Raw genomic sequence first — 24,777 nt, forward strand, 5'->3', positions numbered from 1 at the left:
TTGGAGTATTAGAGCGTCATGTTTGAGAAGCGTGAGAGATAACAAGAAAAGCAATGGGTTGACGTCATGTTGACATCAACCCATTGCTTAAGAACATAGCTAAAATCTATAATTTAAAATCTGTGTAGCTGTCTGTAGTTTCAATATTTCGTATCATTAAACTGACATTTTAGGCGCTATCAGCACCGCTTTGAACCTTGATAGCCATACCAATTTGGGTCGCAAGCTCAGCGAATCCTGGAAAACTGGTATTGACTGTTTCAACGCCTTCTATCGTAATCTGCTCTGAGGCGCGCAAACTGGCGACCGCAAAGCTCATGGCGATACGGTGATCATGATGAGAGACGATATGCCCGCCGCCAAAGACGGTATGAGCGTTATCACGATCATTAGTGCTTTGCCCTTCGATAATCATACCATCGTCTGTCACTGTACACTTAACGCCTAGAGTTTGTAATCCCTCAGCCATGACCGCAATACGATCAGACTCTTTGACCCGTAGCTCTTTTGCGCCGGTCAGTACCGTGCGACCGCGCGCGCAGCTCGCTGCCACAAATAGTACAGGGAACTCATCAATAGCAAGCGGCACCAAATGCTCAGGGATATTAATACCAATCAGGTTTGAGCTACGAATGGTAATATCAGCGACGGGCTCACCGCCGACATGAGTCTCATTACTTAGGGTAATATCCGCTTGCATGAGCTTTAGGATGTCTATGATACCTGTACGCGTCGGATTGATACCCACTTGCGTTAGGGTAAGCTCGCTGTTCTTGCTGATAGCTGCCGCTACCATAAAAAACGCCGCTGAGGAGATGTCAGCAGGTACAGCGATATTACCGCCTGTTAGCTGTCCACCCCCCTTAACGCTGATACAGTTGCCATCGACATCAACAGGATAACCGAAGGCTGAGAGCATACGCTCGGTATGGTCACGGCTAATCTCGGGCTGGGTCACCGTCGTCGTTCCCTGTGCCCATAGCCCTGCCAATAACAAGCAAGATTTGACTTGTGCTGAGGCCACTGGCATATCGTAGTGAATACCTTGTAATGGGGTACCAACGTTATCGCGACCAGTAATACTAAGCGGCGCGGTACCACTAGTACCCGTACTGCGGATAACAGCGCCCATTTCTCGCAGTGGCGCGGCGATACGCTCCATGGGACGCTTGTTCAAACTGGTATCCCCAATCAACACACTATCGAAGCGTTGCGCGGCCAAAATACCAGAAAGCAGGCGCATACTAGTACCAGAATTGCCCATATAAAGGGGCGTTTTGCTAGGTTTTAGGCCATACATACCAACGCCGTGAATCGTCAACTCACCTTTATCAGGACCTTCGATAGTTACGCCCATGTCACGAAACGCTTGCAAAGTTGCCAGCGCATCCTCCCCTTCCAAAAACCCCGTGACATGAGTCACGCCAGTGGCAAGGCTACCGAGCATGATGCTGCGATGAGAGATAGATTTGTCACCTGGAATGGCAATAGTGCCGGTAACCGTTTGACTTGGTGAGATAATATAAGAAGCTGACATAGCAGAGGTGTCCGTGTAAGGGGTAGAAGCTAGCATGTGATCAAAGTGTCGGCGTGCGGCTTGCGCGCGGCCTAATAGTCCCATCAGAGCGGTTGAATCATTATTTATAATAAGCGTACGCACTTGTTGTAAATAGTCGCTGTACTCATCGAGCGCACCAACGACAGCGCTTTTATTGGCAACGAATATATCATGCCACATTTTAGGATCACTAGCGGCGATGCGAGTAAAGTCCCGAAATCCACCTGCTGCATAACGAAACATATCTAAATTGTTATCATGGCTTGCCAGCTGCTCAACGAGGTTGAAGGCCAGTAGATGCGGCAGATGACTGGTATGAGCCAGAATTTTGTCGTGACGCTCAGCATCCATAGGTATGACCGAAGCGCCTACCGCCTCCCACAGCTGTTTGAGCCTCATAGTTACTAGGATATCAGTCGTTGGCAGCTCGCAAATAATGACGCTATGGTTGCTGAACAAATCACTACGGCGAGCGTGATACCCTGAATCCTCAGCCCCAGCAATAGGATGCGCCGGTATAAATCCAATAGGCAAGATTGTAAATACCTCTTTTGCCGCCTGAATGATATTGGCTTTAGTACTACAGACATCAGTAATGATACAGTCTATGGCGATTAGGCCGTTGTCCATCGCCGCTTTGATATCTACAAAGACCGTTTGCACAGCTTGCACTGGAACTGCAATCACTATCAGATCGCTGCCTGTGACCACATCGTTTAGTGTGCCACTACCAGCGTCGAGCAAACCTTGTTCGATACCCTCAACAATGCTGGGTTCGTGCCTATCAACGGCCACAATGCGAGCGCTTAAACCCTTGTCTTTTATCGCTTGCGCAAGGCTTGCACCAATCAGTCCAAGTCCGATTACGCACACTTGCTTAAATAGAGGCTGAGAACTTGGTTTTGACGTGTTGAGGTCTAGAATGTTATTGTTTTGAGGACTCACGGTTTTCTCATTTTGCAAAGTGGAACATAGCGAACGAGCTATTCAATCATCATTTAAGATAGAACGCAGGGTATCGATCAGACGTAGATTGTCTTCAGCAGTCCCCACGGTAATACGTAGCCAGTTATCGAGTCCATATCCTGCTAATGGACGCACGATGACGCCTTGCTCTAACAACGCTTGATTAATAACCGCTGCATTTTCCATCTCAACTTCCATTTTTACCATAATGAAGTTGGCATAAGAGCGGATAAAACCTAATCCCAAAGCATCAAACTGCTTCTCAAGCCAGCACATTTGCTCTTGGTTAGTTTGTCGTACGGTTTCGATGAACTGCTGATCTTCAAGTGCGGCAGCAGCAGCAGCCAGCCCAATACGACTGACATTAAAGGGCTGACGAATACGGTTGAGCAAATCTGCGACTGGCGCTGAGCTCAGTGCATAACCTACGCGAAGTCCTGCTAAGCCATAGGCCTTAGAAAAAGTGCGTACAATAACAAGGTTGTCAAACGCATCTAACAGCGCTCTATTGTTACTTTCAGGACTGTATTCGATGTAGGCTTCGTCCAATACTATCAACACTGATGACGGCATACTTGCAATAAATTTATATAACTCGTCTCGGTCAAGCTGCGTACCTGTCGGATTGTTAGGATTGGCGATAAATACAATCTTGGTATTAGCGTTGTCATCAACTGCCTGACGCATAGCACTAAGATTATGACCAAAACGCTGGGCGGGTACCTCGATACCCGTTGCGCCTTGCATCTTGGCCAGCATAGAATAAATTACAAAACCATATTGGCTATAGACAATAGCATCGTCGCGGCTAACAAAACTACGGGCTAATATATCGAGTAAGTCGTTGGAGCCGTTACCCAACGTAATACAATCCATGCCAATGTCATTAAAATCAGATAACGCTTGCTTAAGATAATAGCCATTGCCATCAGGATAACGGGCCAGTTGCCCCAACTGTTCAGTAATCGCCAAAGTCACTTGCGGCGAGCAGCCGAGCGGATTTTCATTACTCGCAAGCTTAACGACATCAGAGACGCCGTATTCGCGCGTCAGCTCCTCTACAGGCTTACCTGTTTGATAAGGCGCTAGCGTGAGGATACTATCATAAGCAGGACGCAAAACGGACTGATCATTACTGGTAACTGACATGATATCTCCTAAATAAATGGACTAGAGTACCGCTTTTGGGTACGAGCCTAGTACGCGTAAATCTTTTACCAAAGGCTTGATGTCGGCAATGGCGGCGCTGACGTTGGGGTCTTGGATGTGACCATCCATATCAATAAAGAACACATAGGCCCACTTATTAGGACGTTCAGGACGGGTCTCGATACTGGTCATCGAGACGCCGTGATACGATAACGGCTTGAGTATTTCAATCAGCGCGCCCGCTTTGTCGTGAGCTGAGACGACAATAGAGGTCTTGTCTTGACCTGAGGGCGCAATCGATTCGTGACCGATAATCAAAAAACGCGTGGTATTACTTGGATTGTCTTCGATATTCGAGTATAGCTTGTGCAAATCATACTCTGCGGCAGCCACATCTCCTGCGATAGCCGCTGAATGCCATTCGTTCTTGAGACGGCGCGCCGCCTCACCATTACTTGAGACCGCTACGCGCTCAATATTTGGAAAGTTGACATCGAGCCAATGACGGCACTGTGCGAGTGACTGCTGATGGGAGTAGATACGGCTTAAACTATCGACTTTGGTGTGTTCAGCCACCAAGAAGTTTTGGTGAATCGGCAACTCGACTTCGCCGATGATTTTGAGCGATGACGATAAAAAGCCGTCAAGCGTATGATTGACCACACCTTCTGATGAGTTCTCAACGGGTACTACACCATACATTGCTGTACCTGCCTCCACTTCACGAAATACATCAGTAATCGTAGTCATCGGCACGGTATCAGCCGCCTTGCCAAAATGTTTAAGAGCAGCTGCATGGGTAAAAGTACCTACAGGACCCAAGAATGCAATACGCTGCGGCGCTTCTAAATCCAGACAGACAGACATAATTTCACGAAACAAGCGCGCCATCTTCTCATCAGAGATAGGACCTTCATTGCGCGCCATGACCGCTTTTAGGACTTGTGCTTCACGCTCAGGACGATAGAAGATAGGGTTGCGCACCGAGACATCTTTACTGTTGGCCACATGCTCTTTTTTGACCGTGGCCACTTGCTGGGCTAATTTGGCACGGTTATTGATCAGCGTATGAATCCGGGAGTCTACTGTATCAATACTTTGACGCAGCTGATTCAAAAACGCTTGATCAGTTGCTGGGGTATCGATGGCTGTTGCGCTGTCATTTTGATCTAAGTTATCTGACTTTTGCTTGGGTGACTGCTCACTCATACCGCCTATCCTTTTTTACTGTTATTTAAACTGCTCGTTACTGGTTCTATTAATGGCTTAAGCTATTAATAGCGTGAATCTTTGATAACCATCAATGCATAGCGACTATAATGTAGCACATCATTCTGTGTTACTGTCATCTCGTCGATTAATTCTGTTGATCAAGCAAAAAATGAGCCGTTTATTGATTATACCAAGCACACTATCAAATCACTGATCTCACTATAACAAAAACAACATAAAACGCCTATCCGTAAATGATTATGCATATACTTATACGGCTTTATATTTACTAAATTGGTAGTACCATTTAGGATAACTATCTGCGTTCAGCCCTGATATCATTCTTCTTGATAATCCACAATCGCTTGATAGCCTACAATCGACAAACCCACATTGAAAACTATGTTAAAGTTCAGGTTTGTCACCCCGCTTTACTTTTAACTGAACCCTCAAGGATACCTGATGAGCGCATTACAACAGCTTCGCACTATGACCACCATCGTCGCTGATACAGGAGATCTTAGTGCCATTGCACGCCTGCGACCTAGGGATGCGACCACTAATCCAAGCCTTATTACCAAAGCCCTCATTCATCCTGATAATCAGTCTATGCTAACTGAGACCATGAGCCGCTACCAAGGCGACATAGACGCGGTCATTGACGCCCTCACTATCAAGATTGGTTGCAATATTTTGGAGCTGATCGAAGGCCGTGTATCAACCGAGGTAGATGCGCGTTTGTCTTACGACACTCAGGCGACTATCGACAAAGCGCTTGCCTTTATGGACGCCTACCAAAATGCTGGAGTCGACTCAGAACGCGTGCTCATCAAAATGGCAGCAACGTGGCAAGGAATAGAAGCGGCGCGCTATCTTGAAACTCAAAACATTCACTGTAACCTAACCTTGCTCTTTGGTCAGCATCAAGCGGTCGCTTGCGCTGATGCTGGGGTAACGCTCATCTCACCGTTTGTCGGTCGTATCTTGGACTGGCAAAAGCGCCAGCAAAGTCGTCAAAACATTCCACCCATCGATGATATGGGCGTACAATCCGTCAAACTTATTTATCAGTATTACAAGCAGCACGGCTACGATACACAGGTGATGGGCGCAAGCTTTCGCTCAGCTGAACAGATACTAGCGCTGGCAGGTTGTGATCTGTTGACCATCGCACCTGATCTCATCGATGAGCTTGCGGCTATAGACGTCGAAGTCACGCGTCAACTTTCGCCTTCGATGTCTACCGATTTAGCTGATATGAAAAAGGTCAGTTTAACCCACGACGCATTCAGTCGTGAATATCAGCAAGATAAGATTACCCAAGACTTATTGCCAAAAGGCATAGATGGCTTTATCAGTGCTCGTGACGAATTGGCAAAGGCTTTGGCAGGAATGCGCTAAGTGCTGTCAATTTAATCAATCAACTATATGCCGCACAAGATGAAAGCAGTACTCCAAATGTTTAGGATACTGCTTTTTTTGTGCCGAATACTATTGAGCCATGTTACGGAATCCTTATGCCCTCAAAACCGTATAAACTGGCACTGGAAATTCACCGTGCAAATCAACCAAATCAAGAAGCACTAATGCCCCGACAACGGTATGTTCAGCAGAGCGGCACAGCTCATAAGCGGTCGTCAAGGTACCACCCGTTGCCAAGATATCATCGACCAGTAATACGCGTTCAGGCGGCAAGTTGTTTTGCATCTCAAGCGTGTCTTTACCATATTCTAACGCATAAGCTTTGTTAGCGACGGGTGGTGGCAGTTTACCGGGTTTACGTAGTAGTATCATGCCTTTGCCAAGTCTACCTGCCAGCAAACTTGCAAATACAAAACCGCGCGCTTCAACCGCACCTAAGCAGTCCACTTCATCCATAAGACCTTCAGGTAGTGCTGCGAGCAGCGCATCAATGACATCGTTAATGTGACTGCGCAGTAACGGTGTAATATCATAAAAATCGATGCCTGCTATGGGAAAATTAGATACAGTGCGAATCACTTGCCAAAAAGGATGATCGGTGTTTTTAGTATGGGATAATTCGTTGATAGTCATAATGACCCTTAGCGTGAATGACTGATAAATAAAGGATGCGCTGAGCTTTATCACAAAAAACAGTGCTGGCAATCATACCACAATCAGTAAAATTTTGAGTCCTACTATTAGGGGAACGATGTCTGTATAAATAAGTGATCCTCCGTTTTGACTGGATAAACACTAGGTTCATCTCAACATACAAGTGTAAACTTAAACGTGCAAAGTCTAGTTATATGCTACACTACGGACGTTTTTATCACATGCAAGCCTAGTCTAAAAAGTGTTTTGAAATATAAGTAATAGTCGATAGGATAAAGTATGAAACGTTATGAATGTATAGTTTGTGGCTGGATATATGACGAGGAGCTTGGTTGTCCTGAAGAAGGAATCGCGCCTGGCACCAAATGGGAAGATATTCCGGAGGATTGGATATGTCCTGAGTGCGGCGTTGGCAAGCTTGACTTTGAGATGGCAGAATTTTAATTCCCTTGCCGAATAGGAACCCTTATGACGATTTCAAATGATCTAAGTGTAGATAGCTCAGATGATACAGAATGCTACCCTAGTGATGAGTGGAAAAAGTTTGGCGCGCACAAATGGCGTGCATCAGATCTGAGCGAGCACTTGTATCAAGCGATGATAGACATCGGCGATGGTATCGAGCTGTGCGTTGAAGCTGGCGGTAATCCTGCTCATCCGCCACTACTTATGATTATGGGTCTTGGCTCACAGATGATATTTTGGCCAGATACCTTTATCAAGCGTCTGATTGATGCAGGTTTATTTGTCATTCGGTTTGATAATCGCGATATCGGCCTATCCTCCAAAGTTCAGATTGATGGTCTACCGCGTATCAGTCAGTTAAAGATGATGATGCGCTTGCAAACAGGCTTATCTAATAAAAGCACGCAAGTCGCTTATAATTTGACCGATATGGCAGAGGATACTGCGCGCTTGATTAAAGCCCTGCACCTAGGGAGCACTCATCTGATTGGTGCGTCTATGGGCGGTATGATCGCCCAAATCGTCGGGGCACGTTATCCAAGTTTGGTAGATAAAGTGGCGCTGATGTTTACGACAACCAATCGTGCGTTTTTGCGTCCGCCTAGGCCCAAACAACTCTATACTCTAATCAATCGTCCTGAGAGTCATTCTGAGCGTGATATTGTGCGCCATAGCGTCTGGTTTATGAAGACGGTCGGTACGCCAGGACATATTAATGTGCGCTTAGTGCGAGAGATTGCGCAATTACGCTATCAGCGCAGCTTTCATCCACTAGGAACTGTGCAGCAGCTCAATGCTATCCTCGCATCTGGCTCTATTGCGCGCTTTAGCAAACAAGTAAAAGCGCCGACCATCGTGATGCATGGTAGCGCTGATGGTCTAATCCCCGCCTCTCAAGGCCGCGTCGTCGCAAGAACTATTCCCAATGCTACCTTTCACCTGATTGAGGGTATGGGGCATGATATACCTGCGTACTATCAACCTTATATGGTCGATCTGATTCGCACTCATTTGCTAGCCTGATCATTAGCGGTATTAATTGTTAAACCAAAAAAGAGTCGTTGTTCTTATCTACAAATGCTAGCTAGAACAGCGACTCTTTTTAGCTTTATATCGCTAACTACAGCCTACAATCTCTCCTCTCTTATCTATACAAGTTTTTTGACCATTTGCTAATGTGCCTACCCAAGCTATTCCCTCTTTAAATACAAATGCTGAAACCCCTTGATAGGTATCGCTGGCAGTTGCAGCGTTATTCTCAAAATTAAAGGGAATAACGAGCTTACCGCCCAAATTCAAAAACCCCCATTTATTATCAATACTGACCGCGGCCAAACCCTCAGAGAAGGGCCGTACGTCATCGAACGAATAAGTAATCATCACCACATCATTGTCATCGACAAAACCCCATTTACCTTCCTGTTGCTTGGCTTTTAAAGTTGAAAAAGAAGCTGGTGGTGCAGGTACAGAGCTTGCGGCTGTAGTAGTAGGATTATCTTTATCGGATTGACTACTTGATGCTTGCCTCTCACTCTTTGCAGTAGGATCTTGGACTGGGTTACCGTCTTTACTGAGCCAACTTACCGCTTTATTTTTGTTAACGCGCGCAATACCATTTTTATAATTATCAATGTTGCTGATGGATGAGGTAAAAGGAACGACGACTTGATTAGACGGTGTAATCACACCGAAGTTACCGTTTCTTTTGACCACGATGCGTCCGTCTGAGACCGCTCTTGCCCATTCTTGATTAGAGCCTACTATATCGTACCTAGTCGGTATCACTTCGCGCCCGCGCATATCAACATAGCCAACTTTACTATTGCGCTGTACAGGCATAAGACCGCCTGATATTTTGGTCGCATCTACGCGCTGGTACTCCATCAAATCAGCGACTTTTTTACCATTTTTATCGAGTAGTGCAACGGGCGCGCCAAAATCCTTGACTGCCAAAAAATAGCGACTGTTAGCGGTACAGGAGACGTGCTTATAAAAACTTTTTGGCACTTTACAAGTTGCCGCTTGCGCCGTTGGTATCAGTAAGGTCAAACTAAGTATAGTACCAGCCGAGATAAATAGCTTGGACACTACCAAGCCTGCAAGCTTAATAACTCGTTGATAACTAACTTGCCTATTTTCAATTACCATAAAGTATAACCATGCCAACAAAGTAACCTTTTAGAGTGAAATATCTGTTTGAAGTGGCCTATCTGAGAGTACACCTACTTAGAGTAGCAAAACGGGCGATAAACACCAACCTACGTTCGGTAAACTTGTGACAGTAAGCTATAATATTTGTGAAGGATTTGTCATTGGGCTAGAGCCATGTAGATTATAATAATAAAAAAGGTATTCGATTCCTACTCCTCTTCCTAAGTCTTTTATAAGTAGAGGACAAACCTATTATTAGTGTTAGGCACACGCTGTTAAAGGATACTGTATGGCTACTACTAGCTCAAGTTCAGCGTCTATTGGCCTAATTATAGGCTGTATTATATTCGGCTTAGGCAGTCTTATCGTCGCTCACGTCGATATTGGTGGTTGGGCAATGGCGTTTTGGCGGCTAGTGATTTCTGGCGTCATCTTTGCAATACTGGCCAAGATGACAGGCCAGCGACTACCAAGCTCGCGTCCTGCTATCGTTTATGGATTGCTGTCAGGGGTATTTTTGGGTTTAGACTTAGCGCTATGGCATGAGAGTATCTATGCGGTTGGACCTGGCATTTCAACGTTGCTGAACAGCTTACAGATTTTCTTTTTGGCAGCGATTGGCTTTTTGTACTTCGGCGAGCGTCAGTCCAGTTTGCAGTTGCTAAGCTTGTGTTTGGCAGTACTAGGGGTAGCGATGATAGGTAGCCCAGAGTTTGCTAATAATACGGCGGCGACCTGGGGATTCATCACAGGTATCGTGTCAGGTGCCATGCTTGCAGCGTCTATGACCTTTATTCGTAAAACTCACGATACGGAGCCCACGCCAATATTTATGTTGATGCAACTTATAAGTATTGGCGGCGTGCTGGCGATGATCTTACCCATGCTAGTGTTCGATAGCGGTCATATTTTGCCAAACTCGTGGTCTGATATCGGCTGGATACTGGTGTATGGTGCGGTGATGCAATGCTTAGCTTGGGGACTTATTGCCTACTCTATCCCTAAACTATCGCTCGCTGTTACAGGTTTATTACTATTGACCGAACCTGTCGCCGCTCTGATTATTGATTACAGCTGGCTTGGCAAACCCATTAACACGCTGCAATGGAGCGGCGCGCTACTCACCATGCTGGCTATTTATTTGGGTTCATTAAAATCTAAGCCGCGCGCCTTGTATCGTTATCGATTCTTTGCGCGCTTTTATAGGCGTAAGTAGCAGGCGCTAGTCTTTTGAGACAATTAGGCAAACGCTAGACAGGTACTAGTCTTTTTTGAGATTAAACAAAGCATTGAGCACAATAGCAGCAAGCGTCGCTGTACCAATACCACCCAAATCAAACTCCCCTAATTTTAAACTAAAGTTACCTGCGCCCATAATAACGGTGACCGCAGCGATAATTAGATTGCTATTCTTGCTAAAATCAATGTGATTGTCAATCCAGATCTTTGCGCCAGCAATGGTTATTAGACCAAAGACAACAATGGACGCACCGCCCAATAGTGCTAGCGGAATCGTTTGAATCACCGCGCCAAATTTTGGCGAGAGACCAAGGATAATAGCAACCAACCCTGCAATGACAAAGATGGTCGTACTATAGACCTTGGTCACCGCCATGACGCCGATGTTCTCAGCATAAGTGGTGACTCCAGTACTGCCAAAACCTGCCGAAAAAGTCGTCGCCAGTCCATCAGCCAGAAAAGCGCGGCCCATATAAGGCGTTACGCGCGCTTTGGTCATCCCTTCTACTGCTTTGAAATGTCCTAAGTTTTCGGCAATCAAAATAAAAGCCACAGGGGCAATCAAAATAATAGCGCTAAGCTCAAAGCGCGGCGTGTAGATAGTAGGCAGTCCGAACCAAGCTGCACTTTGAATAGTACTAAAGTCGATGGGTATGCCAAAGCCTAAAATATTTGTCATTACAAAGTAGGCAATATAGGACAATATCAAACCTACTAACAGCAGCAACCGTCTAAGCATACCAGTCGTAAAAACTGCCACTGCGCTGATAAGTAAGACCGTAAGCGTTGCCATCCAAGCATCAAACTGATTGGCAGATACCCCTTGGATGGTCACAGGAGCTAGGTTAAGACCGATAATCATAACGATAGCGCCTGTGACGATAGGCGGCATTAAACTCTCGATCCAGCCTGTGCCAGTCTTCATAACCAGCAAACCCACTAAGGAGTAAATGATGCCGCATACCATGATGCCGCCCAAGGCTACATCCAAACCACTATTAAAGCCCATACCCGCATAGGCGGTCACCGCGATCACAGGACCAATAAAGGCAAAGCTTGAGCCCAGATAGCTTGGCATACGCCCGCCAGTAATAATAAAAAACATTACCGTACAAATACCAGACATCAAAATAGCGAGATTGGCATCAAAACCCATAAGTAGCGGTGCTAATACAGTCGCTCCAAACATCGCAAAGGTATGTTGAATACCGAGTAAGATGCTTTTAGACGGCGGCAGATATTCGTTGATACCAACGGGATCGACATCCAAATTGCCTTTATAAGCACGCCATGTGGGAAACCAGCGATTATTATCAAAGTCTGGATCATCAATCAATTGCATCGCCGTAGGATCTATACCAGCAGCGGTTAGCGCATCTGGTTTGTTAGGTGTCGAAGAAGGCTCTGATGGCAAGGTCATGCGCTAATCCTAATAGAGTAAAATGATAAAGAGGTCGATATTGACTAGTGATTGCTTGAGGGATAGGTAAATAAAAAGTTATTATAGAATGCATAGTAATAACTAAGAGTTTGGTCTGTAACAACTATTTGTTAACTAATTGACTTTTTGCTGGCTGTCTATGAATACTTGTGTTCTACTCAATCCTTATCAAGGATATTGAAACCAGCAATAGATTAACGTTATAACTAGCAATAAGTTTACAGAATGTTACATAGACCGTATTGCTCAGCATAATAGCTGAAATACTTTATAAATAAAAGATTTTCAGCTATGAAACACCGCAGAAAGCATAAATTCACCCCGCTCTTTTAAATGTTGGTAGCTTTATGATTAGTGTATTTGATTTATTCAAAATAGGTATTGGCCCTTCAAGCTCACATACGGTAGGCCCCATGATTGCGGCTAATCTATTTTTGGACTCCATACTGGGACAAGCAAGCGTGAGTGATATAAAATCAATTGAGATTGAGCTTTATGGTTCGCTTGCGGCTACAGGTAAAGGACATGCAACAGACACTGCTATACTACTAGGCTTACTAGGTCATACCCCAAGTACGATAGATACACGTCAAACTGATCTCTACTTGTCTCCTATTCTTGTTGATAATCAGCTTAATTTGTCTGGCATACATACTATAGAATTCGATGCTCAGCGAGATGTTCTATGGTATGACGATACTGTTTTACCTTATCATCCCAATGCGCTTACCTTGCGCGCTCATTTGATGGACGGCACTCACTACCAGCAGACCTACTACTCTATCGGCGGCGGCTTTGTTATCAATGATGAAGACGCTACCAACCCCGATGTGGATCATGCCAGTCCCACTATCGATGATATTCCCTATCCCTTTAATAATGCGGCAGAGCTACTAGAGCAATGTAATCAGCATCAATTGAGTGTCAGCGAGTTGGTACTGGCAAACGAGTGTCATTACCGTAGTTTGGACGAGATCTACTCTTATTTAGATAGTATCTGGGAGGTTATGGAGCGATGTGTTGAACAAGGCTGTGAAAGCAGTGGCATATTGCCAGGCGGCTTGCAGGTCAAACGCCGAGCACAGGCTCTGTACTTGCAATTATGCGCAGAAAAAGACCAACCTATAGCCCAAAGCGATAAGCTAGCTGCTATGGATTGGGTCGATTTGTATGCGCTGGCAGTCAACGAAGAAAACGCTAATGGCGGTAATGTAGTCACTGCACCAACAAATGGTGCTGCGGGTATCATCCCTGCTGTACTACATTATTACCGTGATTTTTTGCAAAGCTATAACCAAGATGGTGTACGCAAGTTTTTGTTAAACGCTACTGCTATTGGCAGCTTAATTAAACAAAATGCTTCCATCTCTGGCGCAGAAGTCGGCTGTCAAGGTGAGGTCGGTTCTGCTTGTGCAATGGCTGCATCTGCGCTTGCTGAGATTATAGGCGGTCATCCTGCCCAATGCTTGAATGCGGCAGAGATTGGGATCGAGCATAACTTAGGTCTCACTTGTGACCCCATTGGCGGTTTGGTACAAGTGCCTTGTATCGAGCGTAATGCAATGGGTGCCGTCAAAGCTATTAATGCAGCGCGCCTCGCCTGCCGAGGAGATGGGCAACATATGGTGTCGCTAGATAAGGCAATCGAAACCATGAAACAAACGGGCGCTGATATGTCTGATAAATACAAAGAGACCGCACGCGGCGGTCTGGCTGTGTATGCTGATAATCGCATACCTACAGCGACTCGCGGCGTCAGCGTGAATTACAGTCAATGCTAATTCTATTATTCTAAAAGAAAAAACCGCTAACAAAGTAGCGGTTTTTTATGTTCAATAAGTCAGTTAAGCCCCATAATTATTCAGGCGTTTTTGAGATAACCTCATTAAGTAACCATACTGGCTTGACCATGCCTGACGCTTCATCAGCAACAGCTTCTTGGCGAACGTCTAGCATATAGCGATAGTTTGGCTCATATGTAAAGCCTTGGATATCGCCACTTAAGTTAGTGAAGTTCTTTTGATAAGTGTGACGATATTGCAAGCAAGTTGATTCTACTTTGGTACCGTCAGTAGCAGTCAGGTCACATACTGCTTTACGCGGAGCAACTTCTACTTCAAAGCTATTGATGTTGACGACTTTGACATCCATAGGTTGACCTTCTACAACCATAGTACGCTGGTCGTCTAGACCCATACTTGAGCAACCGGCCAGAGTAAAAGTGGTCATCAATGCTGCTATTGCTAATTTTTTCATCGGTTAATCCTCATATGTTTATTATTAAATACTTAGTATTGATTATCGATATCGTCAGATTAAAGTATAGAAATGGCAAAGACTGTGATGCCATAGACTTTAAAGCAACATCTTTATAGACACAACATAGCCATATCGAACGATATAGATAATATTCTTACAGTAATAAGAACGCTAATTCATGTCTCTTAGATCTGAACGATCTAATGCCATATCCTTAGCGTTCCTATAAATGCTTAGGTCAGTATAAGAGCTTTAAAACCTTATCTTCTATAACTGGTTTGTAATTTAACGTCAGTATTTGCAACTGTTATCAGTCATATGGTCGAACATAGCATATGACTGAACGTAAACAGTTAGCTGCGATAATCAGCGTTTATTTTGACGTACTCGTAGGACAAATCACATGTATAGACCGTATCTGTCGCTGATCCTCGTGCTAGGTCGATGAGAATGGTAATCTCAGCGCGCGCCATCACCTCTTTACCAGCCGCTTCGGTATAATCTGGTGCCACAACACCATGGTGACAAATCATGACCTCATCTAAAAACACGTCTACTTGCTCCGTATCTAAATCTTCAATGCCAGCATAACCGACTGCTGCCAAGATACGACCCCAATTGGCATCACTAGCAAAAAATGCTGTTTTGACTAACGGCGAATGCGCAACTGCGTATGCAACGTCACAGCACTCTTGAGTCGTTTTGCCGCCAGTTACCTTGACTGTCATAAATTTGGTAGCGCCCTCTCCATCTCGAACGATAAGCTGCGCTAAGCGCAAAAACACCTCTGTAAGCGCATTAATCAAAGGCTGATAATGAGGATGATCAGGACTGTCAATCACATCAGAGCTGGCAACGCCCGTTGCAATTAGCACACAGCAGTCATTGGTCGACATATCGCCATCGACAGTGATACGGTTAAAAGATTGCTCGTTAATGGTAACGAGTATCTGTTGGAGTAACTCAGCTGAGATATTGGCATCAGTCGCCACAAACCCAAGCATCGTTGCCATATTAGGCCGTATCATGCCAGAGCCTTTTGACATTCCAGTCACATGATAAGGAGTACCGTCTACCACAATTTTTTGACTGGCAAGCTTAGGGATCGTGTCTGTCGTACGTATACCATTCGCGGCGGCGAGCCAGTTATCAGATCCAAGCGCGCCCAGTGCGGCATCAAGTCCAGTAATGATCGCATCGCTATTGAGCGGCTCGCCAATAACCCCTGTTGAGAATGGCAGTACCGCATGAGCATCGACGTTAGTTTTTTCTGCCAAAGTCGCGCAAATGTCTTTGGCGCGGTGGATACCATCAGCGCCAGTACCCGCGTTGGCATTACCAGTATTAGTGATCAAATACTGCGGGCTACTATGAGCAAAGTGCTCACGTAGAACGCGTACGGGCGCCGCGCAAAAGGTATTTTTGGTCGTTACCACAGCAGTAGTGGCAGACTCACCAATCTGAATAATTACCAGATCATCACGGTCTTTGTAACGTACGCCAGCGGCGCTTGCGCTAAGGGTAATGCCATCAATAGCATAAATAGTACTAGGTATAGTTACGTCGCCAACAGCCATACTAGACTCCTATAATTTGAATATGTTTTTGTATTTAAGGGATTAATATCTAAATTATTCAACTACTTTTATTTAAATTAAACACTGACCAGATAGGCGCATGGTCAGAGGGTTTTTCCATAGCTCGTAGCTCGTAGCTGACGCCTGCATCTACGCAGTGTTCGATTAAGTCTTGAGTACACAGAATATGATCAATGCGCATACCGCGTTTGGGATCATCGTTAAAGCCGCGACTGCGATAATCGAACCAGCTATAAAAGGCCTCACTATCTGGGTAATGCAAACGATAAGTATCAGTGAGTTTACGCGACATCAATGTCTCGTACCATTCGCGCTCCTCTGGCAAAAACGAGGTCTTGCCTTGCTTAAGCCAGCGTTTGGCATTAGCCTCACCGATACCAATATCGATATCCTCTGGAGCGATATTCATGTCTCCCATGACGATCATGGTACGGCCCTCGTTCTTTAGCATATCGACATAATCGATCAAATCAGCATAATAAGCACGCTTCATTGGGAACTTAGTCGGATGGTCTCGGCTCTCGCCTTGCGGGAAATAGCCATTTAGTACGTCAATTTCACGACCCTCTATAACATAGCGCGCGTGAATAAAACGTTTTTGATCGTCAGCACTATCGCCCGGAAATCCTTTTTGCACAAATATAGGGGCAACTTTTGAGAGTAGAGCGACGCCGTAATGTGCTTTTTGCCCAAAATATTCTACATGATACCCAAGGCCCTCTATATTCTTTAGCGGGAACTGCTCATCATGGACTTTGGTCTCTTGTAAGCCCATCACATCGGGATCAATAACGGCTTGTACTGCCTCTAACTGATGCTGGCGGGCGCGAATACCATTAATATTGAAGCTAACAAAACGGGTCATACTTTTTCCTATAAGATAATGAAGCGATATATTGCTCAGATAATCTGCTTACTCAGTTATTTACTTATCTGAGCCACTCAAATGCTGTCCGTATAATAACAGAATTGCGTGTTGCTAGCTGTTGCGCGCCTCTAATGCGTAGGCTAAAGTACACGATAATAACGTTGACCAATCTATCGAGAATTTTATGAATCAGACTAATAACGATACCGCCTCTAGTGCCGTCAAAGAAGCAGCCCCTCCTCTATTCGCAACGAACTATCACATCTATATCAATCATACAGATGCTGGCGGTATCGTCTATCATGCCAATCATTTAGTATTTTTCGAAAATTGTCGCCGCGATTGGTTTACCAAAATAGGTATTAACGGTTATTTTTTAGAAAATGATAACGGTCAAGTACAGCATTTTGTCGTCAGCCAAGCCGCCCTTCAGTATCGCCAAGCTATTTTCTTGGACGAAGTTATCAACGTACGTATCGACAAAGTTGAGTTAAGACCAGCTAGTATTATCTTTTATCAAAGTATTTATCGAGCGCAGAGTGCTACGCTTTTGAGTAGCGCCAAAATCGTCATTGCTTGCGTACAGAATCAATTAAGCACTAGTGCTACCTCACCTTCTTCAAAAGATAAATCAGACATCATAACGCCAGTTGCAAATGTGGCATCCGTGCGGCCCGTTCGCGTTCCAAAAAGTCTTTGCCTTGTTATTGATCAGGCGATAGCGACTCATGAGTCAAAGCATTAGCTTACATAGCGTTCCACTGATAAATATCGAGATTCAAATAGGCTACTTCAAGCTAGTAGCCCATTTGTATACTACCCGTATGTTCGTTTACAAATATGTTTACTTCTTTAGTTCATAGACGCTCTTTTCTAGCATCGTCTGTGTCTGACTTAGTTTTCCATTACAAATTCTATTCCCTTTTTGTCATAAGCTTGGTAAGTATAAATGTTCATCGACTAGTCATATACTTTATATCTTGGTGGTAAATGCGCTATCCAATTGTGAATGACTACGGAGAAAGACAAAGGACATTTTGTCTACTAACGATAACCGTTTATCCGAGTATTATTGCTTCACAAAATAATTTGATAATCAATATAAATTACAAACCGAACAGTGTTAAGATACATTCTCTAGCGCAATTGTAGTTATGTTAATTTGTTGCTTAAGTATGTCTTTGTATTATCTAGTCTTTATTTATAGACGATAAATTTAGACGACTCATATCTATAGACACTCTATTTCGATTATCTTTTATGGGACACTGATTATGACAGTGAACAAACCTTGGCTTGCTCAATATCCTAGTAATGTACCAAAGACCATTGATCCAGATCAATATAGTAGCTTGATTGATCTTTATGAAGAGAGTTTTTCGCGCTTTCGCTTACATCCTGTGAGCGTCTGCATGGGTGTTACTCATACTTACGGTGATGTTGATGATGCTTCTCAGGCAGTAGCAGCATGGTTGCAAGCGCAGGGTTTACCGCAAGGAAGCGTGATTGCTCTAATGATGCCAAACGTACCGCAATATCTACCTATCATGATCGGAATACTGCGTGCCGGCTACGTCTGTACGCCAGTCAATCCTTTGTATACAGGTCGCGAATTGCGTCACCAACTTAACGACTCTGGCGCCACGGCGATATTCGTTGTCGATAATTTTGCTCAAGCACTAGAACAAGTCGTTGATGAGACTAAAATTAAACATATTGTATTGTCGAAGATGGGCGATATGATGGGACTTAAAGGTATTTTGGTCAATACGATCATCCGCAGAGTTAAGCGTTTGGTGCCCAAATACAAGCTTAACGACCCTAAGCATGAAGTCACCAAGTTCCCTGACGTCCTTAGACGTGGCAGGAATTTGCCTTTTCAAAAGCCAACAATGGTTTTAGAACGAAAAGCATTTTTGCAATACACAGGCGGTACTACAGGATTATCAAAAGGCGCTATCTTATCGCAGCGTAACGTCGTCTCAGCAGCATTACAATCTGAAGCGTGGACGCGTCCTATAACCTCGGAGATTGATGAGGTTTATATTAATATGGTCATGGCTCTACCGCTTTATCATATTTTTGCCTTTATGCTAAGCTTGCTTGCCATGCGCTCAGGATATACCTTTATATTGGTACCCAACCCTCGAGATATTCCAGGGTTTATAAAAACCTTGTCTAAACAGCCCTTCCATGTATTTCCTGCGGTTAATACCTTATTCAAAGGGTTGCTTGATAACCCCAATTTCAGTAATCTTGATTTTAGTGCTTTACGTATCTCACAAGCAGGTGGTATGGCAGCTACTCAGCAAACTGCTGAACGCTGGCTTGAGGTCACAGGCTGTGCAATGATCGAAGGTTGGGGTATGACCGAAGGCGTCGCTGCGGGTACTGCCAATATCGTAACCGATCGTAAGTTCAATGGTACTATTGGCCTACCTGTCCCTAGTGTTGATGTCATCATAATTGATGAAGAAAGTAATCGTGTTGGTATAAATGAGGCAGGCGAGATGTGTATCAAGGGTCCTAACGTCACTCTTGGTTACCTAAATAAAGACTCAAGTGAGGACTTTACCAAGGATGGTTATTTCCGTACTGGTGACATTGTGAGTATGAACGAGCAAGGCTATATCAGACTACTTGATCGCAAAAAAGATATGATATTGGTGTCAGGATTCAACGTTTATCCCAATGAGATTGAATCAGTTATGTTAGATTGTGACGGTATTACGGACTGCGCTGTGATAGGTATCGCTGATGAGCGTCAAGGAGAAGCGGTCAAGATTTATGTGATACGCACCGATGCTAACGTCACTAAAGATATTGTTAAAGACTTTGCACTGGATAATTTGACAGGATACAAGTGTCCGCGCTACATCGAGTTCGTAGATGAGCTACCTAAGAGCAATGTAGGCAAGGTACTACGTCAAAAGCTACGTGAAAAACATTTAGCTGATCATCCTCAGCCTTGATATCTTGATATTCAAAGCTTGTGTCCAATTAATAAGCACCTTACAGTCTATGTATGGTGCTTTTTTATTTATGCTATGAGCTGATTTAACTTACCTTGGTAACGATCTTTAAGGGTAAGTACTTCATCGCTGGACCGACGATAGACCAAGGTAGGCTTGGTACATAAGCTTGAGCCGCTCCTGACTCTATAGCCGCCACGATAGCTTTAGATCCTTTATCAGGGCTGACTTCAAACGGTAAAGGCTTAGCATTTTCGTTAATTTCAGTGCGGATATATCCTGGGAAAATAGTTGAGACGGTAATCGGTAAGTTCTCTAGCAACATGTCAGCGCGAATTCCTTCAGCCAAGTGAGCAATACCCGCTTTACTAGCACCATAGGTAGTCATATGTTTTGGCAGGCCGCGCATCGCTGACATGCTCGATATCACTACCAGATGACCGCTATTTTGCTTACGAAATATTTTCATGGCGGCCTCACACTGTGCTAATGCTGATATAAAGTTGATCTCAGCAGTGCGCTTGTTGATGTTAAAGCGTCCTTTGCCTATGCGGCGACTCTCACCAACACCGGCGTTCACCACTACCCGATCAATACCACCAAAGTCTGCAACAAAAGCATCAAAGACGGTAAAAATAGCATTATAGTCGGTCACATCCAATCCTCGGTACTCAACACGGATATCAGGGTACTTATCCAAGATATCGCTTTTTAACTGCTCTAGGCGGCTGGTACGGCGAGCACAGATCGCTAAATTGTAGCCAAGATTAGCGAACAGCCATGCCATGCCTTCACCAAGTCCTGAGCTGGCACCTGTGATCAAAACGGTTTTGCCATAACCGATTTGCTGCTTATTGAGTCGAGCTAGATAGCGTCCAGGTTTGAGTGCACTAACCCATTGCGCTTTACGGTTCTTGGCTGTTTGCCTTATTAATTTTACTAATGTACTTTGCATAGAGCGCTCCTTGTATATCAGTACGACTACGATACTTAAATATAGTCTTATTACGGCGAAAGTGTACGGCTAAAAAAGGACATTGTAGTATGATTTTGCGCGCAATTGAACGGCAATTGTGTGTAGCACACTATATTCTCTCAGATATCTAAGTATTCACTTAACATGGATAGTATCCTCTGTTACTGTTAACTTCGCCAAAATTATCGCCAAGTAACAAAACGCTCACCTTCAGCGAATAGATGACTGTGCTCATTTAAAGACAACAGCCGCGCGCCATTTTTATGAATAGTGATAGCCGTCACACCTGTATTGATAAGCTTCCTATTCAAGGCATAGGCGAGCTGACTGCCCTGCTCTAATAGTTGCGCGCTTATCGCTGCTATAACCCCGCCAGAAGTAAATACGACCACTGTACTATCGTGACTCAGATCATCTCGTTCTGCTATCTGTGCCCGTATTTGCTCAAGTCCACTTTGAGCGCGCTTATTGAACTGTGCCCAACTCTCAATATAATCACTATCGTTATCGCCAGCATGCCAGCGTTGCATAGCCTCATCAAACAACTCTGCTAGACGTGCGTTAGGTACGTCAGCTTTGGCAATCTCGGCAGAAATAGTGCCTTTATTACCAAAAGCGGCGTTGGATTTGACAAATACATCTTTATGATTGAACTCATCGAATACTGGCAGTATTGAGTTTTGTGCATTTTGAGAGTTATAGATACTATCAGATAGTGCGGTATGGCTCTGTTTGAATGAGGACTGATAATGTGTCCAAAAATGCTGGGCGGACTCTCTTTGTCTTATTAGATTGCCACTGTATATAGCATCAATACGGCGCTGCGTAGCACCATAGTGTGACCCGAGCAGCTTTGCTTGGGTAATACCGAGATCAGAGAGCTTGTCATAGTTCTCTTGTCCAAAAGAGGCTTGGCCATGGCGTACGAGCAAGATAGTTGTCATAGTAATAGTGCCTATATATTGTTGTATTTGATATTGTTGTATTTATTTGATGTATGTCCCTATATCCATAAACAAAAACCAGCGAGCTACTGTTAACTCACTGGTTTGTCTTCTACATTTTTGACAAGTCAGCTGTCGGCAGATTTATTAGATTCTGACTCAAAATACCCTTTTGGTAATACGCTTCTGATTACCTTTTGTATAGGTGATGGCAATTGTTCGACCATCGCTGCGTCCACGCCAATCTCTTGTAAATGCGGCTGTACACGACTCGTAAATAATGCCTCGCCTTCATACTTTGCAATGAGCTTAAGACACTTGGCATGTAACACATGAACGATAATCCAAAAATTCTTAAAAGCAGGATTTTTAGTCTGTTTATGGTAGTAGCGATAATATATCTGTTGAATGATACCCGCCAAACGAAACAAACCGAACACTTCATAAAATGTCCAATTATCGACTTTGAGCCCCGTTTGCTTGAGATAGTAGTCAACCACTTCATCACGAGTCATCATACCCTTTAAATGTGTAGGCTGACGACGTGATTGCTGCATAATGACATTGTCATCGACTTCAATCCAATATGCTAGCGCACTGCCTAAATCCATCAATGGATCGCCAAGAGTCGCCATTTCCCAATCAAGTACACCGATGACCTCAGTTGGATTGTCCGCATTCAAAATAACGTTGTCAAAGCGCCAGTCATTATGAATAACGCACGTTTTGATATCACTTGGCGTGTGAGTAGTCAGCCATTGACGCACAAGAGCGAAGCTTGGCACATTAGGTGTTTTAGCTTTAACATAGCGCTTGTTCCAGCCGCTCACTTGACGCTCACAGTAACCCTCGCCGCGACCTAATTCAACCAAATCAGGATGATCTCTGTAGTCTACTTGATGAAGCTCAACGAGTGCATCGATAACATTAGTACATAAGGCTCGCGTTTGAATGACACTAAGCTCAATCTCCTTTGGCAAATTAGCTCTTGGAATGATGCCCTCCATACGCTCCATTACATAAAAGTTAGCACCGATAATGTTCTCGTCAGTACACAGAGCGATCATCTTTGGGACATAGGGATAGGCATCCTCTAGCGCCTTTTGTACCGTAAACTCACGCACCATGTCATGAGCAGATTTTGCCTTAGTGCCCTTTGGAGGACGACGCAAAATTAGGTCTTGATTATCATACTCTAGGCGATACGTCCAATTGGACGCGCCACCTGAGAATTGAGTAACGACAGGCTTACCTTTGATATCAATGCCTTGATCGCGTAGCCATATACTGACCGCTGCTGCATCTAGCTCCTCGCCTTCGCGAATCTCGCCACCTTTATCCAATACTTTGGAATCTGTATCGCTATGCTCACTTTCACTGTGCTTATTACTATCAACCATCTGATGTCCCTCGTTCTTTTTATATGTGCCTAGGCTATTTTTTAACGCTTCAGACGAACGCCATGACGCTTCAATTCTAATTTGGCAATCATGGTCTTGTGAACTTCATCAGGACCATCAGCTAAGCGTAATACACGAGCTTGAGCATAGAAACTAGGTAACATAGTATCTTGACAAACACCCATACCACCATGAATTTGGATCGACATATCGACTACGTCTTGGAGTACCGTTGGCGCAACGACTTTAATCGCTGATATCTCAGTTAGAGCCGCTTTAGTACCTTGGCTATCCATCTTTTGCGCGGCATAAAGAGTCAGTAGGCGCGCCTGATCAATCTTAATGCGTGCTTCAGCGATACGCTCTAGATTGCCGCCTAGTTGCAATAAAGGTTTGCCAAAAGCAGTACGTTCGGTACCGCGCTTGATCGCAAGCTCTAGTGATTTTTCAGCGGCACCAATACAGCGCATGCAGTGATGAATACGGCCTGGCCCTAAGCGGCCCTGCGCAATCTCAAAACCCATACCAGGTCCACCGATAAAATTGTCGACGGGTACGCGCACGTTATCAAAGCTAACCTCACCATGCCCGTGAGGAGCATCATAATCCCCGAATACTTTTAGCATACGTTCGATGTTAACGCCTGCGGTCTTAACAGGGACGAGCACCATAGAATGCTGATGATGACGATCTTGATCTTCGCTTGGCGTATGAGCCATGACGATGAGCACATCGACCGCAGGATCGCCCAGACCTGACGACCACCATTTACTACCATTAATAACGATCTCATCGCCGTCAACGACAGCAGTTGCTTGCATATTGGTTGCATCACTTGAGGCAACTTCAGGCTCCGTCATACAAAATACAGAGCGGGTTTTACCCTCTAACAATGGCGTCAACCATTTGTCTTGCTGCTCTTGGCTGCCGTAGCGCCATAGTAACTCCATATTGCCACTATCAGGTGCATTACAATTAAAGATGTAAGGCGCTAAAAGACTGCGACCTGTCAGCTCGGCTATCGGTGCGTAATCTGTTACAGACAAGCCTGCGCCTAACGTGTCATCAGGCAAAAATAGATTCCAAAGACCTGCTTCGCGGGCTTGTTTGCGCAGGCTTTCGTACTTTTGAGGCCATTGCCAGTTTTTCCAGTTACCATCTGGATTTTGCTTGTGACAATCGTGCCAAAACTGTGCTTCGATAGGCTCAATATTAGTGGCGATGAAATCCTTAACTCGGCTATGTAACTCTTCACCGTGGTCACTGACCGCAAACATTGCTTTTGAAGTAGTCGTTGGTTTGTCTGTAGACATTGTGGTATTCCTTTTCCTTGTTATGCAGTGTCAGTGCAACTTTGAAATAAATTTAGATTTTAGTGTACGTACGTTTACTTCTATTTTGTATCCTACATTTATAACATAGGCTTTACCAATAAACAGCAAAAAAGGCGCGACCCATTAGGACACGCCTTTACAAAACATAAACAGTTACCGACGCTATCGG

General features: G+C 44.5%; 20 protein-coding genes. 7 read left to right on the top strand and 13 right to left on the bottom strand.

Going from position 1 to position 24,777, the window contains the following annotated elements:
* Positions 1-169: 169 nt before the first annotated feature.
* The 3 genes from ACR64G_RS06740 to pheA are packed head-to-tail and all read right to left on the bottom strand — an operon-like array spanning position 170 to position 4,882.
* Entirely contained in the window at positions 170-2,503 is a 2,334-nt protein-coding gene (locus ACR64G_RS06740) for a bifunctional prephenate dehydrogenase/3-phosphoshikimate 1-carboxyvinyltransferase (RefSeq protein WP_435978555.1), read from the bottom strand.
* 42 nt (positions 2,504-2,545) lie between these two features.
* Complete coding sequence (gene hisC, locus ACR64G_RS06745; RefSeq protein WP_435978556.1) at positions 2,546-3,673, bottom strand: histidinol-phosphate transaminase; 1,128 nt, start codon at positions 3,671-3,673, stop codon at positions 2,546-2,548.
* A 21-nt stretch (positions 3,674-3,694) separates the two neighbouring features.
* A complete protein-coding gene (gene pheA / locus ACR64G_RS06750; RefSeq protein ID WP_435978557.1) occupies positions 3,695-4,882 on the bottom strand; it encodes a prephenate dehydratase in 1,188 nt (395 codons plus the stop codon).
* A gap of 465 nt (positions 4,883-5,347) precedes the next feature.
* Between pheA and ACR64G_RS06755 the strand changes: the two genes are divergently transcribed.
* Positions 5,348-6,286, top strand: coding sequence for a transaldolase (locus ACR64G_RS06755; RefSeq protein WP_435978558.1), 939 nt, complete (start codon positions 5,348-5,350; stop codon positions 6,284-6,286).
* Between the two features lie 114 nt (positions 6,287-6,400).
* On the opposite strand, the gene ACR64G_RS06760 is transcribed toward ACR64G_RS06755, so the two are convergent.
* Positions 6,401-6,940, bottom strand: a complete 540-nt coding sequence (locus ACR64G_RS06760; protein WP_435978559.1) for an adenine phosphoribosyltransferase — start codon at positions 6,938-6,940, stop codon at positions 6,401-6,403.
* Positions 6,941-7,240: 300 nt separating this feature from the next.
* Here ACR64G_RS06760 and ACR64G_RS06765 point away from each other — a divergent pair, with 300 nt between their 5' ends.
* Positions 7,241-7,405 carry a rubredoxin gene (locus ACR64G_RS06765; protein ID WP_317198874.1) on the top strand — a complete coding sequence of 55 codons (165 nt, stop codon included), beginning with the start codon at positions 7,241-7,243 and terminating at the stop codon, positions 7,403-7,405.
* A 24-nt stretch (positions 7,406-7,429) separates the two neighbouring features.
* Positions 7,430-8,449: an alpha/beta fold hydrolase gene (locus tag ACR64G_RS06770; RefSeq protein WP_435978560.1), complete on the top strand. Its 1,020-nt coding sequence runs from the start codon at positions 7,430-7,432 to the stop codon at positions 8,447-8,449.
* A 93-nt stretch (positions 8,450-8,542) separates the two neighbouring features.
* Here ACR64G_RS06770 and ACR64G_RS06775 read toward each other — a convergent pair whose 3' ends face one another.
* Positions 8,543-9,574 carry a WG repeat-containing protein gene (locus tag ACR64G_RS06775; protein ID WP_435978561.1) on the bottom strand — a complete coding sequence of 344 codons (1,032 nt, stop codon included), beginning with the start codon at positions 9,572-9,574 and terminating at the stop codon, positions 8,543-8,545.
* A 292-nt stretch (positions 9,575-9,866) separates the two neighbouring features.
* Between ACR64G_RS06775 and ACR64G_RS06780 the strand changes: the two genes are divergently transcribed.
* On the top strand, positions 9,867-10,793 hold the full coding sequence (locus tag ACR64G_RS06780) for a DMT family transporter (protein ID WP_435978562.1): 927 nt from the start codon (positions 9,867-9,869) through the stop codon (positions 10,791-10,793).
* Between the two features lie 45 nt (positions 10,794-10,838).
* Here the strand turns inward: ACR64G_RS06780 and ACR64G_RS06785 are convergent, their stop codons facing one another.
* The gene (locus ACR64G_RS06785; protein WP_435978563.1) at positions 10,839-12,236 is read right to left on the bottom strand and encodes a solute carrier family 23 protein; all 1,398 of its coding nucleotides are present in this window, start codon (positions 12,234-12,236) and stop codon (positions 10,839-10,841) included.
* Positions 12,237-12,604: 368 nt separating this feature from the next.
* On the opposite strand from ACR64G_RS06785, the gene ACR64G_RS06790 reads away from it, so the two are divergent.
* Entirely contained in the window at positions 12,605-14,038 is a 1,434-nt protein-coding gene (locus ACR64G_RS06790; protein WP_435978564.1) for an L-serine ammonia-lyase, read from the top strand.
* A gap of 76 nt (positions 14,039-14,114) precedes the next feature.
* Here ACR64G_RS06790 and ACR64G_RS06795 read toward each other — a convergent pair whose 3' ends face one another.
* The 3 genes from ACR64G_RS06795 to xthA form a co-directional block, all read right to left on the bottom strand.
* Positions 14,115-14,513 carry a DUF4377 domain-containing protein gene (locus ACR64G_RS06795; protein ID WP_435978565.1) on the bottom strand — a complete coding sequence of 133 codons (399 nt, stop codon included), beginning with the start codon at positions 14,511-14,513 and terminating at the stop codon, positions 14,115-14,117.
* A 356-nt stretch (positions 14,514-14,869) separates the two neighbouring features.
* Positions 14,870-16,093, bottom strand: coding sequence for a bifunctional glutamate N-acetyltransferase/amino-acid acetyltransferase ArgJ (gene argJ / locus ACR64G_RS06800; RefSeq protein WP_435978566.1), 1,224 nt, complete (start codon positions 16,091-16,093; stop codon positions 14,870-14,872).
* A gap of 58 nt (positions 16,094-16,151) precedes the next feature.
* A complete protein-coding gene (gene xthA, locus ACR64G_RS06805) occupies positions 16,152-16,979 on the bottom strand; it encodes an exodeoxyribonuclease III (RefSeq protein ID WP_435978567.1) in 828 nt (275 codons plus the stop codon).
* Positions 16,980-17,166: 187 nt separating this feature from the next.
* On the opposite strand from xthA, the gene ACR64G_RS06810 reads away from it, so the two are divergent.
* Together ACR64G_RS06810 and ACR64G_RS06815 are read left to right on the top strand one after the other, a co-directional pair.
* Positions 17,167-17,727, top strand: a complete 561-nt coding sequence (locus tag ACR64G_RS06810) for a thioesterase family protein (protein ID WP_435978568.1) — start codon at positions 17,167-17,169, stop codon at positions 17,725-17,727.
* A gap of 529 nt (positions 17,728-18,256) precedes the next feature.
* Positions 18,257-19,954, top strand: coding sequence for an AMP-binding protein (locus ACR64G_RS06815; RefSeq protein ID WP_435978569.1), 1,698 nt, complete (start codon positions 18,257-18,259; stop codon positions 19,952-19,954).
* 85 nt (positions 19,955-20,039) lie between these two features.
* Here ACR64G_RS06815 and ACR64G_RS06820 read toward each other — a convergent pair whose 3' ends face one another.
* From ACR64G_RS06820 to ACR64G_RS06835, 4 genes are all read right to left on the bottom strand, one after another.
* Complete coding sequence (locus ACR64G_RS06820) at positions 20,040-20,741, bottom strand: SDR family oxidoreductase (protein ID WP_435980666.1); 702 nt, start codon at positions 20,739-20,741, stop codon at positions 20,040-20,042.
* 371 nt (positions 20,742-21,112) lie between these two features.
* Complete coding sequence (locus tag ACR64G_RS06825; protein WP_435978570.1) at positions 21,113-21,874, bottom strand: histidine phosphatase family protein; 762 nt, start codon at positions 21,872-21,874, stop codon at positions 21,113-21,115.
* A gap of 128 nt (positions 21,875-22,002) precedes the next feature.
* Positions 22,003-23,274, bottom strand: coding sequence for a phosphotransferase family protein (locus ACR64G_RS06830; protein ID WP_435978571.1), 1,272 nt, complete (start codon positions 23,272-23,274; stop codon positions 22,003-22,005).
* 41 nt (positions 23,275-23,315) lie between these two features.
* Positions 23,316-24,551 carry an acyl-CoA dehydrogenase family protein gene (locus tag ACR64G_RS06835; protein ID WP_435980667.1) on the bottom strand — a complete coding sequence of 412 codons (1,236 nt, stop codon included), beginning with the start codon at positions 24,549-24,551 and terminating at the stop codon, positions 23,316-23,318.
* Positions 24,552-24,777: the final 226 nt, after the last annotated feature.

This window comes from Psychrobacter sp. DM4, assembly GCF_051307035.1.
Taxonomy (GTDB): Bacteria; Pseudomonadota; Gammaproteobacteria; order Pseudomonadales; family Moraxellaceae; genus Psychrobacter.

Excerpts from the sequence above, each read along its gene's own strand:
- hisC (WP_435978556.1), bottom strand. The coding sequence starts at position 3,673 with ATGTCAGTTACCAGTAATGATCAGTCCGTTTTGCGTCCTGCTTATGAT.
- pheA (WP_435978557.1), bottom strand. The coding sequence starts at position 4,882 with ATGAGTGAGCAGTCACCCAAGCAAAAGTCAGATAACTTAGATCAAAAT.
- ACR64G_RS06755 (WP_435978558.1), top strand. The coding sequence starts at position 5,348 with ATGAGCGCATTACAACAGCTTCGCACTATGACCACCATCGTCGCTGAT.
- ACR64G_RS06760 (WP_435978559.1), bottom strand. The coding sequence starts at position 6,940 with ATGACTATCAACGAATTATCCCATACTAAAAACACCGATCATCCTTTT.
- ACR64G_RS06765 (WP_317198874.1), top strand. The coding sequence starts at position 7,241 with ATGAAACGTTATGAATGTATAGTTTGTGGCTGGATATATGACGAGGAG.
- ACR64G_RS06770 (WP_435978560.1), top strand. The coding sequence starts at position 7,430 with ATGACGATTTCAAATGATCTAAGTGTAGATAGCTCAGATGATACAGAA.
- ACR64G_RS06775 (WP_435978561.1), bottom strand. The coding sequence starts at position 9,574 with ATGGTAATTGAAAATAGGCAAGTTAGTTATCAACGAGTTATTAAGCTT.
- ACR64G_RS06780 (WP_435978562.1), top strand. The coding sequence starts at position 9,867 with ATGGCTACTACTAGCTCAAGTTCAGCGTCTATTGGCCTAATTATAGGC.
- ACR64G_RS06785 (WP_435978563.1), bottom strand. The coding sequence starts at position 12,236 with ATGACCTTGCCATCAGAGCCTTCTTCGACACCTAACAAACCAGATGCG.
- ACR64G_RS06790 (WP_435978564.1), top strand. The coding sequence starts at position 12,605 with ATGATTAGTGTATTTGATTTATTCAAAATAGGTATTGGCCCTTCAAGC.
- ACR64G_RS06795 (WP_435978565.1), bottom strand. The coding sequence starts at position 14,513 with ATGAAAAAATTAGCAATAGCAGCATTGATGACCACTTTTACTCTGGCC.
- argJ (WP_435978566.1), bottom strand. The coding sequence starts at position 16,093 with ATGGCTGTTGGCGACGTAACTATACCTAGTACTATTTATGCTATTGAT.
- xthA (WP_435978567.1), bottom strand. The coding sequence starts at position 16,979 with ATGACCCGTTTTGTTAGCTTCAATATTAATGGTATTCGCGCCCGCCAG.
- ACR64G_RS06810 (WP_435978568.1), top strand. The coding sequence starts at position 17,167 with ATGAATCAGACTAATAACGATACCGCCTCTAGTGCCGTCAAAGAAGCA.
- ACR64G_RS06815 (WP_435978569.1), top strand. The coding sequence starts at position 18,257 with ATGACAGTGAACAAACCTTGGCTTGCTCAATATCCTAGTAATGTACCA.
- ACR64G_RS06820 (WP_435980666.1), bottom strand. The coding sequence starts at position 20,741 with ATGGCATGGCTGTTCGCTAATCTTGGCTACAATTTAGCGATCTGTGCT.
- ACR64G_RS06825 (WP_435978570.1), bottom strand. The coding sequence starts at position 21,874 with ATGACAACTATCTTGCTCGTACGCCATGGCCAAGCCTCTTTTGGACAA.
- ACR64G_RS06830 (WP_435978571.1), bottom strand. The coding sequence starts at position 23,274 with ATGGTTGATAGTAATAAGCACAGTGAAAGTGAGCATAGCGATACAGAT.
- ACR64G_RS06835 (WP_435980667.1), bottom strand. The coding sequence starts at position 24,551 with ATGTTTGCGGTCAGTGACCACGGTGAAGAGTTACATAGCCGAGTTAAG.